Source organism: Caulobacter sp. LjRoot300, assembly GCF_964253875.1.
Classification (GTDB): domain Bacteria; phylum Pseudomonadota; class Alphaproteobacteria; order Caulobacterales; family Caulobacteraceae; genus Caulobacter.
Genome location: NZ_CAXUSA020000010.1, coordinates 86806 through 98040, shown reverse-complemented (window position 1 = coordinate 98040; position 11235 = coordinate 86806). Strand labels below are relative to the sequence as shown.

Sequence of the window (11235 nt, the reverse complement as noted above, 5' to 3'; positions counted from 1 at the left end):
CTGGCGGCGGACAGCTCGGCGGCGTCGATGCCGAACAGCGCCCGCATCTGGTGTCGCCGGTCCAGCAGGTCCTCCAGCGTGTACTTGTCGAGCACCGCGATGAACGCCGCCGTCGCCTCGTTCAGCGCGCGGGGCAGGGTGCAGGCGGGGGCGATCACGCAGCCGGCGCAATCGACCAGCTGGAAGCCTTCCTCGGTCTGGCGCACCACCTGGCCGACGACGATCTGGTCGGCGGGACGGGCCAGGGCGACGCCGCCGCCCCGGCCGCGCACGGTGCGCACGAAGCCGGCCTTGCCCAGGTCCTGCACCACCTTCATCAGGTGGTTCTGCGAGATCCCGTACAGGGTCGCGATCTCGCCGATCGAGGCCAGGCCGTCGTCGTCGCGCGCGGCCAAGTGCAGCAGCACGCGCATCGCATAGTCGGTGTAGCGCGTCAGGCGCATCGATCTTCCGGGCGGGTCCTAAGGGTGACTACGTAAAACAAGCATTCTGATTGCATGTTTTGGTGGCGGCTTATAGATGCATTTTCAACGCATCAATTAGGCCTCCGCCATGGACCCGTGCCAAGCCGCCGAGATCGAAGCCGCCCTGCCGGCCCTGCTGGAGCGCTTCTACGCCCGGGTGCGGGCCGACGCCGAGCTCGGCCCGGTGTTCAACGACGCGGTCGGGGACTGGGATCACCACTTGGCGACGCTGGCCGACTTCTGGTCGTCGGTGATGCTGACCAGCGGCCGCTACAAGGGCGATCCGATGGCCGTCCATCTCAGGCACGCCGCCCGCATCCCGTCCGAGATGTTCGGCCGCTGGCTGGCGCTCTGGACCGAGACGACCGGCGAGATGATGTCGCCGCCGGTGGCCGCGGTCATGCAGGCCAAGGCCGCGCGGATCGCCCAGAGCCTGGACGCGGCCCTCCACTTCCGCCTGCCCGAGGTGGCGACCCCTCGACCGACGGCGTCCTAGCGCCCTCCGAACCAGACCGACAAACCCAAACCAGGAGAGAGACAATGGCGACTGCGCTCAGCGCGGAAACGATCGCGCGCGTCAAGGCTACGGTTCCGGCCCTGGCCGAACACGGCGAGGAGATCACCCTGGCGATGTACGCCCGGCTGTTCCAGGACGACGACATCAAGGCCTTGTTCAACCACGCCAACCAGAGCACCGGCGCCCAGCCCAAGGCCCTGGCCGGCGCGGTGCTGGCCTATGCCCAGAACATCGACAACTTGGGCGTGGTGCTGCCGGTGGTCGAGCGCATCGCCCAGAAGCATGTCGGCTACCACATCCTGGCCGAGCACTATCCGTTCGTGGCCGAGGCCTTGCTGGGCGCGATCAAGGAGGTGCTGGGCGACGCCGCGACCGACGAGATTCTGGCCGCCTGGGGCGAGGCCTACTGGTTCCTGGCCGACATCCTGATCGGCCGTGAGGCGGCGATCCGTGCCGGGATCGAGGCCGTCGACGGCGGCTGGACCGGCTGGCGCGACTTCGTGGTCGCCGAGAAGATCCGCGAGAGCGCGGTGATCACCTCGTTCGTGCTGCGGCCCAAGGACGGTGGCCCGGTGATCCCGCACAAGCCGGGCCAGTACCTGACCTTCCGCCTGGACCTGCCCGGTCAGCCTGGTGAAAAGCGCAACTACACCATCTCGGCCGGTCCGAACGGCGAGAGCTACCGCATCTCGGTCAAGCGCGAGGACCTGGGCGCGGCTTCGCGGTTCCTGCACGACCAGATCCAGGTCGGCGACGTGCTGCCGGCCACCCCGCCGGCCGGCGACTTCTTCCTGGCCGACCAGCCCGCCCGGCCGGTGGTGCTGCTCAGCGGCGGCGTGGGGCTGACGCCGATGGTCAGCATGCTCGAGCACATCGCCCGGGCCCATCCGGAACTGGAGGCCCACTTCGTGCACGGCGCGCTCAACAGTGACGTCCACGCCCTGGACGGCCATGTCCGGACCCTGGCCAAGGACCATGGCGGGGTGAGCGTCACCACCTTCTACAGCGCCCCGCTGGCGGGCGACCAGTCCGGCCGGACCCACGACGTCGACGGGTTCGTCACCGTCGACTGGCTGAAGGCCAACACGCCGTTCGCCCAGGCCGACTTCTACCTGTGCGGCCCGACGCCGTTTCTGAAGGTCTTCGTCCAGGGCCTGGCCGCCGCGGGCGTGCCGGCCGACCGGATCCACTACGAGGTGTTTGGTCCGACGGCGGAGGCGATCGCGGCGTAGAGCGGTCGAGCTGACAGGATCCTCCCCCTGTGGGGGAGGTGTCGCCCGACGGGCGACGGAAGGGGGAGCGATCGGCAGGTCGTCAGATCCCGGATCGACGATCCAACAACTCCCCCCACCGATCGCTGCGCGATCGCCTCCCCCACTGGGGGAGGGTATAGGCGTGCGATCCGCTACCCCCGCGCGCTCGCCAGCCGCGCCACCGCCTCGTCCAGGGTGTCGTCGGCCTTGGCGAAGCACAGACGCAGGATGTGGCGCACGGGGTCTTCGGCGTAGAAGGCCGAGACCGGGATGCTGGCCACCCCGTGGTCGCGCACGGCGCGCAGGGCGAAGGTCCGGTCGTCCTCGTCGACGCCCGAGGCCGCCAGGTCGACATTGAGGAAATAGGTGCCGCCGCTGTCGAGCACCACGAAGCCGGCCTCACGCAACCCCGCCGCCAGCCGGTCGCGGGATCGCTGCAGGCCCGCGGGCATAGCCTCGAACCAGTCGCCAGGCTCACCCAGGCCGAACGCCACCGCCTCCTGCAGATTGGGCGGGGTGGTGAAGGTCAGGAACTGGTGGGCGCCGGCCAGGGCCTTGGTCAGGGCGGGGGCGGCGCACAGGAAGCCGACCTTCCACCCCGTCATGCCGAACATCTTCCCCGCCGAGCCGATCTTGACGGTGCGCTCGCGCATGCCGGGATAGCCGATCAGTGGCCGGTGCCTGGCGCCGTCGAACACCACGGCCTCCCAGACCTCGTCGCAGACGGCGATCGCGTCGTGCTTGACGCAGAACTGCGCCAGCAGGGCCAGGTCCTCGTCGGGCGTGACGACGCCGGCCGGATTGAGCGGGGTGTTCAGCACCACCATCCGCGTCCGGTCGCTGAACGCCGCCTCCAGCATGGCGCGGTCGAACCGCCAGTGCGGCGGCGCCAGGCGCACCAGCTTCGGCACGCCGCCGGCCCGCTTCACCATCGGCAGGTAGGCGTCGTACAGCGGCTGGAACAGCACCACCTCGTCGCCGGGCGAGATCAGGCTGAGGAAGGCCGCGGCCAGGGCCTCGGTGGCGCCGGAGGTGATGACAATCTCGCTTTCCCAGTTCAGGTCCAGGCCCTGGGTGCGCGCGTAGTGCGCCGCCGCGGCCTGGCGCAGGGCGGGCAGGCCGCGCATCGGCGGATACTGGTTCGTGCCGGTGATCAGCGCCTCGCCGGCCTTGTGGCGCAGGGCCATCGGTCCGGCGTCGTCCGGAAAGCCCTGGCCCAGGTTGATCGCCCCGGTCTGGCGGGCCAGGCCGCTCATCTCCTCGAAGATGGTGGTGGGCAGGTCGGCATAGACCGGGTGAACCATGGCGTGGGGACTCCTCGAGGCCTTGCCTAGCATAGGTCGCGCGGTGATAGGTTCGCGTCATGTCGATCGTCGATGCGGAACGATTTCTGAAGGTGGAGCTTCCACTTGAAGTGGCCGACAGCGCCGTTCCCGCCCCGCCGCCTTCGCCGCCTTGGACGTGGTCGCACGGGCTGGCCTATGGCGCGGTGTCGATGCTGCTGGGCCTGACCCAGGGGCTGGGCGCCTACACCAACGAGTCGGCCTGGCTGTCGATCGCCTACACCGCGGCGGTCAGTACGTCGCCGTCGGGACCCGGCTGATGGGCATCGCGCCGCGCCAGACCTGGGTGACGGCCAACTTCAAGGAGACCCGGACCGCCCGGATCCGCGTCGGCCAGCCGGCGGTGATCAAGCCCGACAACGCCACCGGCAACTTCACCAAGGTGGTCCAACGCCTGCCGACCCGCATCGCGCTGGATCCCAACCAGGACGGCGTCGCCCGCCGGCGCCCGGGCATGAGCGTGGTGGCCCGGGTCGACACCGCGCGCTAGCAACCAACCGCGTTCTCAGGCATTTTTCCCCAACAACCTTGGCTATCAGGAAACAACGACATGAACGGTGTGGGCTTCATCGGCGCGATCATCATCGGCATCTTCGCCGGCTGGATCGCCGAACAGATCATGGGCCGCAACCACGGCCTGATCACCAACCTGATCGTCGGCCTGGTCGGCGCGCTGATCGGCGCGTTCCTGGCCAGCATGCTGGGCATCCACTTCATGGGCTGGATCGGCAGCCTGATCATCTCGACGATCGGCGCGATCGTGCTGCTGTTCCTTCTCGGCCTGTTCAAGGGCCGTAACCGGGTTTGAAGAAAGCCGCCTCCAAATAGTCTGTCATCCCGGGCGTAGCGAAGCGAAGACCCGGGACCGCCGGAAGCGCTGAGCTCACGCGTCGGTCCCGGATCGGCGCGCTGCGCGCTTGTCCGGGATGACAGTCGTTGGTGCAGGCTTGGCCTCAGCCCGTCGCCTCGGAGCCTTGCGTCACATCCTCCGCCGGCCCGCGTCGCAGCCGTTGGGCGGTGTTCTCCAGCAGGTAGCCGGGAATGTCGGCGATCGGCATTGGACGGCCGAACAGATAGCCCTGGAAGTGGTCGCAGCGCATGTCCTCGAGGATCGAGGCCTGCTCGGCGGTCTCCACCCCCTCGGCGGTGACCTCCAGGTTCAGCGTGCGGCCCAGCAGGGTGATGGTGCGCAGGATGTCGGCGATGGCCGGGTTGCCCGACATCTCGGCCACGAAGGTGCGGTCGATCTTGATCTTGTCGAACGGGAACCGCCACAGATAGGCCAGGCTGGAATAGCCGGTGCCGAAGTCGTCCATGGCGATGCGCACCCCCAGGTCCTTCAGGGCCCGAAGCTGGTCCAGGGTGCCGGCGGTGTCGCGCAGCAGCAGGCCCTCGGTGATCTCCAGTTCCAGGCGCGAGGGCGTCAGGCCCGACTCGCGCAGCGCCGCCCGCACCTGGTCGACCAGGTCGCCGGCGGCGAACTGGTTGGGCGACAGGTTCACAGCCACCTTCAGCGGCGCGGGCCAGGCGGACGCCTGGCGGCAGGCCTCGTGCAGCACCCATTCGCCGATCTTGCAGATCAGGCCCCATTGCTCGGCGCATTCGATGAAGTCGTCGGGCCCGACCACGCCGCGGCGCGGATGCTGCCAGCGCAGCAGGGCCTCGAACCCGGTGATCTCGTGGCCCTTGGCCCCGATCAGCGGCTGGAAGAACAGCTTCAGCTCGTCGTTCTTCAGGGCCGAGCGCAGGTCGATCTCCAGCGCCCGGCGCTCCTGGGCCCAGACGTCCATGGTCGCCTCGAAGAACCGGTAGGCGCCGCGCCCGTCGCCCTTGGCGCGGTAGAGGGCCAGGTCGGCGTTCTTCAGCAGGGTGTCGGCGTCGGCGGCGTCGGCGGGGGCGACGGCGATGCCGACGCTGGCCCCGATCGACACGTGGTGGTCGTTCAGGGCGTAGGGCAGGGACAAGGCGTCGACGATGGCCTGAGCCAGGGCGCCCAGCGTGGACGCTTCCAGGTCGCCTTGGACGACGACCGCGAACTCGTCGCCGCCCAGGCGGGTGACGACGCCGGCCTCGCCGACGCAGGCGCTCAGGCGGCGGGCCGCCTCGACTAGCAGGGCGTCGCCGATCGGATGGCCCAGGCTGTCGTTGACGCCCTTGAAGTGGTCCAGGTCCAGGCACAGCACGGCGCAGCCCGCCGTCCGGCCCTTGGCGTCCCAGGCGCCGCTCAGGGCCTGGAGGAACGACAGGCGGTTGGGCAGGCCGGTCAGCACGTCGTAGTGGGCCAGGCGGGTGATGCGCTCCTGGTCCTTGCGGGCCTGGGTGATATCGGCGCCGACGCCGCGGAAGCCGGCGAAGGCCCCGTCCAGGTCGTGGATCGGCTTGGCGGTCAGCGCCCACCAGTGGACCTCGCCGGCGACCGTCACCGAAACCACCACGTCACGGAAGGCCTTCTGGTCGGCCAGCAGGCCCGGGAGGGTGGCGGCCAGGCCTTCGGGCGCCTCGGCCATCCTGGCGTCCAGCCCGCCGACCACGCGGCCGAGCAGGTCTTCGCGGGAAACCCCCGCCGCCTCGGCCATGCGCTCGGAGACATAGGTCAGGGCGCCGTTCGCGTCGACTTCCCACAGCCAGTCGCTGGAGCCTTCCTCGAAGTCGCTGAGCAGCAGGCTGACGACCTGCTTCTGGCGCTCCAGCTCGTCGCCGGCCACCAGGCGGTCGACGAACACCTTGGCGTGCGACAGGCACGACAGGCCCACGACGAGGTAGCAGAAGATCAGGAGCCCGGCCAAGGCCAGCAGGATGGGGTCGTGGCTGGTCAGCAGCACCAGCAGCGAGCCGACGACCAGCGGCGTGGTGTAGGCCAGGGCGGCCATCGGCAGGGTCAGCAGGGCGAAGCTGCCGGTGCCGATCATGCCGGCCGTCAGGGCGACGATCAGCATGCTCATCTGGGTGCTGGCGTCGCGCAAGGCCAGATAGGGCAGCACGCCCCACAGGGCGCCCAGCAGGCCGGTCTGCATCGCCACGCGCCGCGCGCCGCGGGCCGAGACGGTGTTCTTGGCGCTCTTGCGGCGGCGGGCCGACAGCCAGCCGTACAGGCCCAGCACGGCGTAGGCGCTGATCACCCCGGCCCAAACCAGCAGGGTGAGCCGGTGCGGGCCGCCCAGGCCGGCCAGGAACACCAGCTGGGCGTTGACGATGTTGGCGGCCATCATCACCGGCGTCAGGCGCTGGATGCTGGCCAGTTGCTCAAAACGGACGCGGCCGGCGATGGCCTCGGGCGCGGCGGGCAGGTGTCGCGACAGCAGCGCGGCGGCTCGCGACGAGATCCTCGAAAAGGCGGAAGTCTGGCGCACGGCGCGATCCTGCAGTCCCAGGACGCTCGGCATCCCCCGCGCGCAAGATACCGCTGGTTCCTGAAACGCCGGTTAATCCCAGGCGCGGCGAAAGGCATGAAAAAGCCCGCCATCCGGGAAGGATGGCGGGCCCTTGATCGTCCGACCGCGGATGGCTCCGAGCCGACTATTCTTCCTTGACGCGACGCTTGCGGAACGACGGGTTCAGGATCTGCTTGCGCAGGCGGATGCTCTTCGGAGTCACCTCGACCAGCTCGTCTTCCTCGATATAGGCGATGGCCTGTTCGAGGGTCATGCGACGCGGCGGGGTCAGGCGGATCGACTCGTCCTTGCCCGAGGCGCGGACGTTGGTCAGTTGCTTGGCCTTCATCGGGTTGACGTCGAGGTCGTCCTGACGGGCGTTCTCGCCGATGATCATGCCCAGATAGCACTTCTCGTTGGCGCCGACGAACATGGTGCCGCGTTCTTCCAGGTTCCACAGCGCGTAGGCCGCGGTTTCACCGTCGGAGTTGCTGATCAGCACGCCCTTGCGCTGCTGGTCGATCGCGCCCTTGTAAGGTTCGTAGTGGCTGAACACGCGGTTCAGCACGCCCGAACCGCGCGTGTCGGTCAGGAACTCGCCCTGATAGCCAATCAGCGAGCGCGAGGGGGCGACCAGCTGGAGACGGGTCTTGCCCGCGCCCGACGGGCCCATGTCCTTCAGCTCGGCCTTCCGGAGCGACAGCTTCTCGATGACGATGCCCGAATATTCGTCGTCGACGTCGATCATGACGTCTTCCATCGGCTCCAGGCGCTTGCCGGTTTCCGGGTCGGTCTGGAAGACCACGCGCGGACGGCTGATCGACACCTCGAAGCCTTCGCGGCGCATGTTCTCGATCAGCACGCCCAGCTGCAGTTCGCCGCGGCCCGACACTTCATAGGCGTCGCCTTCGCTGGTCTCGGTGACCTTGATGGCCACGTTCGATTCGGCTTCCTTCAGCAGGCGGTCGCGGATGACGCGGCTCTGGACCTTGTCGCCTTCCTTGCCGGCCAGCGGGCTGTCGTTGACCGAGACGGTCATCGAGATGGTCGGCGGATCGATCGGCTGGGCGGGCAGGGCGTCGGTGACGTCCAGGGCGCACAGGGTGTCGGCCACGGTCGCCTTGGACATGCCGGCGATGGCGACGATGTCACCGGCCTCGGCGCCCTCGTCGACCGGCGAACGCTTCAGGCCGCGGAAGGCCAGCACCTTGGTGATGCGGCCGCGCTCGATTTCCTTGCCGTCGCGGTCCAGGGCGTGGATGGCCATGCCGGGAACGGCCTTGCCGCTCTCGATACGGCCGGTCAGCAGGCGGCCCAGGAACGGATCGCTTTCGATCAGCACGTTCAGGATCTGGAACGGCTCGTCCTTCTTGGCGATCTGCTTGGGTTCCGGCACGTGGCGGACGATCAGGTCGAACAGCGGGGCCAGGTTGTCGTTGGGCACGTTCATGTCCAGCGTCGCCCAGCCGGCGCGGCCCGAAGCGTAGATGTGCGGGAAGTCCAGCTGCTCGTCCGTGGCGCCGATGGCGGCGAACAGGTCGAAGGCGGCGTTGTGGACCTTGTCCGGGTCGGCGTGGGCGCGGTCGACCTTGTTGATGCAGAGGATCGGCTTGAGGCCCATCTTCAGGGCCTTGGTCAGCACGAACTTGGTCTGCGGCATGACGCCTTCCTCGGCGTCGACCAGCAGGACGCAGCCGTCCACCATGCCCAGGATGCGTTCGACCTCGCCGCCGAAGTCGGCGTGGCCGGGGGTGTCGATGATGTTGATGCGGGTTTCGCCCGCCTCACCGTGCCACAGCACGCTGGTGCACTTGGCCAGGATGGTGATCCCGCGCTCGCGCTCCTGGTCGTTGGAGTCCATGGCGCGCTCGGTGGTCGCCTCGTTGGCGCGGAACACGCCCGACTGGGCCAGCAGCTGATCGACGAGGGTGGTCTTGCCATGATCGACGTGCGCGATGATGGCGATGTTTCGCATGGACATGGAGAAGGCGAACTTTCGGGAGGAACAGATGAGGTTTGACGCTGCGCGCGTCAGGCGCGCGGCTTTTACGCGACTGCGCGACGTTTATCCACCCCACCCTTGAGCGACAGATTGGCCCGGAAACCGGTGTCAGCTCCAAACCCCTTAATTTTATGGGGTTTGCGAAAGTTGCGGGTGGATGTCGTTTCTTTGGCAACTAATTGTGCACTGCAGCATTGGTCCGAAAATCGGCCAAGCTTGGAGAGCGGCGTTCTCTGGCCCTTGTGTTACAAAGGGTTTCAGTCGGTGAGCGCAAAAAAAAGACAGCGGTGTCTGTCGATTTTGCTTGATGCATTTCGCAGTGCACCCTATAAACGACCTGTGAGGCGGCGCTGCCGCCTCTGCCCTTCCTGGGCGTTTCCTCCCTAATGAACTGCCCGGCTTTCGAGCCGGGCTTTTTTTTGGCCTGCGGTCGGGGCATGATTTCCGGAGACCCTTCCACAAACGTCCATTATCCCCGGACTTGTTCCGAGGACCCCTGTTTCGCGGGCGAAGAAGGCTGATCCGTGGCGCGGTGAGCCGGCGGGGGCTAGAGCAGTTCGGCCCAGTCCGTCTCGACCAGGCGCGCCGTCGTCGATTCGATATCCGCCTTCAGCCGCGCCAGGCCCTCGGTGGGCTCGCGGGTCGTCTCGTTCATGTAGAGCGCGCGGTTGATCTCGACCTGGATGGCGTGGGTCCGCCGGATCGGGCGGCCATAGTGCTCGGTGGTGTAGCCGCCGGCGTAGGGGGCGTTGCGGGCCACGCGATAGCCCAGCCCCTCCAGGGTCTTTTCCATCAGCGCGGTCAGCTTGGGGCCGCAGGCCGCGCCGAAGCGGTCGCCCAGGACGATGTCGCACGGACCGCCGCCACGCGCCCGATGGCCGCGGGCCGCTGCGGCCGGCATCGAGTGCCAGTCGACCAGGACCGCCAGGCCATGGGCGTTGCGGGCCTGGGCCAGCAGGCGGTCCAGGGCGTCGTGATAGGGCCGGTGCGCGCTGTCGATTCGGACCTTGGCCTCGGCGAAGGTCAGCTTGCGGGCGTAGATCGGCCGACCCTCGCCGGCCACCCGGGCGATGGCGCCCAGCCCCGCCGCCACCCGGGCCGTGCGGCCCTGGGCGAAGTCGGGCAGGGCGTCCTCGAACATCGCCGGATCCAGCTCCCAGGCGTCGCGATTGAGGTCGATATAGGCCCGGGCCAGCCGGGCGCGGATCACGCAGACCCCCAGGGCGGGCGCGCCGCCGATCAGGTCGTCGACGAAGGCGTCCTCCGAGCCGCGCAGGTCCTGGGCGGTCAGCCGGGCGGCGGCCATCATGTCGGGCGGATAGAGGCGTCCGGAATGGGGCGAGGCGAACACCAGCGGCGTCGGCGGCGGTTCGCCTTCCGCCTGGGCGCGAGCCACCTCGAAGGCCGGCGAGAAGCCGTGCTCCGCCGTCGCCGGCGTTTCCGAAGCGATCGGCTCCCATGCGGTCATGGGCTTATTGTCGCGGCCTGGCGGTTCCGGGTCAAACGCTGACGGTCCAGGTTATAATGAGGATCGGGCGAGCGCGGGACTTTAGCTGTGGACAGCGCGGGTCCGGTTCATCCGCGATTTACCGTCTTTCACTAGATTCTCACTTTCCAATTCCGCCTGTCGCCTGGAAACTGACCGCATGGCCCGCATCCTCCTCGCCGAAGACGACGACTCCCTCCGCGGGTTCCTGGCTCGGGCGCTCGAGCGCGCCGGCTTCGAGGTCACGGCCTGCGCCGACGGCGAAGAGGCCGTCCAGCACCTGGACACGGCCTGGGACCTGCTGCTGACCGACATCGTCATGCCCGGCATGGACGGCATCGAGGTGGCCCGCCAGGCCGCCGCCCGCGACCCCTCCCTGCGGATCATGTTCATCACCGGCTTCGCCGCCGTGGCCCTGTCGGCCCAGGACCGCGCGCCGGCCGGGGCCAAGGTGCTGTCCAAGCCGGTGCACCTGCGCGACCTCGTCTCCGAGGTCGAGAAGATGATGGCCGCCTAATTTTTTCGAAGGCCCCCGAAAGGCGGGTTGCGCGACGGCCAAGCCGCCGCTATACCCCCACACCTTCCCGCCCGGGACGCTTTTCGAAGCGCTTCCAGGCCGCTTTGGCGGACGCGTAGCTCAGCGGGAGAGCACTACGTTGACATCGTAGGGGTCACAGGTTCAATCCCTGTCGCGTCCACCATTCCTTTTCAAAGACTTAGTCAGACCAGAAATCCGAAATCGGCGGATTTCCTCCGGATTGGCGGATTTCGACCGCCACATTCCGCAGATGCTTCCTCC

10 protein-coding genes, 1 tRNA gene and 1 pseudogene are annotated in these 11235 nt (G+C 68.3%); 7 read left to right on the top strand and 5 right to left on the bottom strand.

From position 1 onward, the window contains the following. The coding region (locus tag ACSQ2G_RS22885; RefSeq protein WP_436034670.1) for an Rrf2 family transcriptional regulator at positions 1-443 on the bottom strand (443 nt) is incomplete at its 3' end. 109 nt (positions 444-552) lie between these two features. On the opposite strand from ACSQ2G_RS22885, the gene ACSQ2G_RS22880 reads away from it, so the two are divergent. Together ACSQ2G_RS22880 and hmpA are read left to right on the top strand one after the other, a co-directional pair. Continuing rightward, complete coding sequence (locus tag ACSQ2G_RS22880) at positions 553-960, top strand: group III truncated hemoglobin (RefSeq protein WP_436034669.1); 408 nt, start codon at positions 553-555, stop codon at positions 958-960. A 44-nt stretch (positions 961-1004) separates the two neighbouring features. Continuing rightward, the gene (gene hmpA, locus ACSQ2G_RS22875) at positions 1005-2213 is read left to right on the top strand and encodes an NO-inducible flavohemoprotein (RefSeq protein ID WP_436034668.1); all 1209 of its coding nucleotides are present in this window, start codon (positions 1005-1007) and stop codon (positions 2211-2213) included. A gap of 173 nt (positions 2214-2386) precedes the next feature. Here hmpA and ACSQ2G_RS22870 read toward each other — a convergent pair whose 3' ends face one another. Further along, entirely contained in the window at positions 2387-3538 is a 1152-nt protein-coding gene (locus tag ACSQ2G_RS22870; protein WP_436034667.1) for an aminotransferase, read from the bottom strand. A gap of 59 nt (positions 3539-3597) precedes the next feature. Between ACSQ2G_RS22870 and ACSQ2G_RS22865 the strand changes: the two genes are divergently transcribed. The 3 genes and pseudogenes from ACSQ2G_RS22865 to ACSQ2G_RS22855 all read left to right on the top strand — a co-directional run bounded on the left by ACSQ2G_RS22865 (position 3598) and on the right by ACSQ2G_RS22855 (position 4385). Next, on the top strand, positions 3598-3837 hold the full coding sequence (locus ACSQ2G_RS22865; protein ID WP_436034673.1) for a hypothetical protein: 240 nt from the start codon (positions 3598-3600) through the stop codon (positions 3835-3837). Then, positions 3801-4067 (top strand): annotated as a pseudogene (locus ACSQ2G_RS22860) (HlyD family secretion protein); the annotation flags it as partial. The gene ACSQ2G_RS22865 and the pseudogene ACSQ2G_RS22860, both read left to right, overlap by 37 nt. Before the next feature lie 60 nt (positions 4068-4127). Further along, positions 4128-4385 (top strand): GlsB/YeaQ/YmgE family stress response membrane protein, encoded by a 258-nt coding sequence (locus ACSQ2G_RS22855; RefSeq protein ID WP_310082090.1) that lies wholly within the window; start codon positions 4128-4130, stop codon positions 4383-4385. A 145-nt stretch (positions 4386-4530) separates the two neighbouring features. Here the strand turns inward: ACSQ2G_RS22855 and ACSQ2G_RS22850 are convergent, their stop codons facing one another. From ACSQ2G_RS22850 to ACSQ2G_RS22840, 3 genes are all read right to left on the bottom strand, one after another. Continuing rightward, positions 4531-6927 carry a putative bifunctional diguanylate cyclase/phosphodiesterase gene (locus tag ACSQ2G_RS22850; protein WP_436034666.1) on the bottom strand — a complete coding sequence of 799 codons (2397 nt, stop codon included), beginning with the start codon at positions 6925-6927 and terminating at the stop codon, positions 4531-4533. A 166-nt stretch (positions 6928-7093) separates the two neighbouring features. Continuing rightward, positions 7094-8929 (bottom strand): translational GTPase TypA, encoded by a 1836-nt coding sequence (gene typA / locus ACSQ2G_RS22845; RefSeq protein WP_436034665.1) that lies wholly within the window; start codon positions 8927-8929, stop codon positions 7094-7096. Positions 8930-9497: 568 nt separating this feature from the next. Further along, positions 9498-10418 carry an N-formylglutamate amidohydrolase gene (locus tag ACSQ2G_RS22840; RefSeq protein WP_436034664.1) on the bottom strand — a complete coding sequence of 307 codons (921 nt, stop codon included), beginning with the start codon at positions 10416-10418 and terminating at the stop codon, positions 9498-9500. 178 nt (positions 10419-10596) lie between these two features. Between ACSQ2G_RS22840 and cpdR the strand changes: the two genes are divergently transcribed. Then, positions 10597-10953: a cell cycle two-component system response regulator CpdR gene (gene cpdR, locus ACSQ2G_RS22835; protein ID WP_007672892.1), complete on the top strand. Its 357-nt coding sequence runs from the start codon at positions 10597-10599 to the stop codon at positions 10951-10953. Between the two features lie 109 nt (positions 10954-11062). Next, positions 11063-11137, top strand: a tRNA-Val gene (locus tag ACSQ2G_RS22830). The last annotated feature ends 98 nt before the right edge of the window (positions 11138-11235 follow it).

Excerpts from the sequence above, each read along its gene's own strand:
- ACSQ2G_RS22865 (WP_436034673.1), top strand. The coding sequence starts at position 3,598 with ATGTCGATCGTCGATGCGGAACGATTTCTGAAGGTGGAGCTTCCACTT.
- ACSQ2G_RS22840 (WP_436034664.1), bottom strand. The coding sequence starts at position 10,418 with ATGACCGCATGGGAGCCGATCGCTTCGGAAACGCCGGCGACGGCGGAG.
- ACSQ2G_RS22855 (WP_310082090.1), top strand. The coding sequence starts at position 4,128 with ATGAACGGTGTGGGCTTCATCGGCGCGATCATCATCGGCATCTTCGCC.
- ACSQ2G_RS22880 (WP_436034669.1), top strand. The coding sequence starts at position 553 with ATGGACCCGTGCCAAGCCGCCGAGATCGAAGCCGCCCTGCCGGCCCTG.
- hmpA (WP_436034668.1), top strand. The coding sequence starts at position 1,005 with ATGGCGACTGCGCTCAGCGCGGAAACGATCGCGCGCGTCAAGGCTACG.
- cpdR (WP_007672892.1), top strand. The coding sequence starts at position 10,597 with ATGGCCCGCATCCTCCTCGCCGAAGACGACGACTCCCTCCGCGGGTTC.
- ACSQ2G_RS22870 (WP_436034667.1), bottom strand. The coding sequence starts at position 3,538 with ATGGTTCACCCGGTCTATGCCGACCTGCCCACCACCATCTTCGAGGAG.
- typA (WP_436034665.1), bottom strand. The coding sequence starts at position 8,929 with ATGTCCATGCGAAACATCGCCATCATCGCGCACGTCGATCATGGCAAG.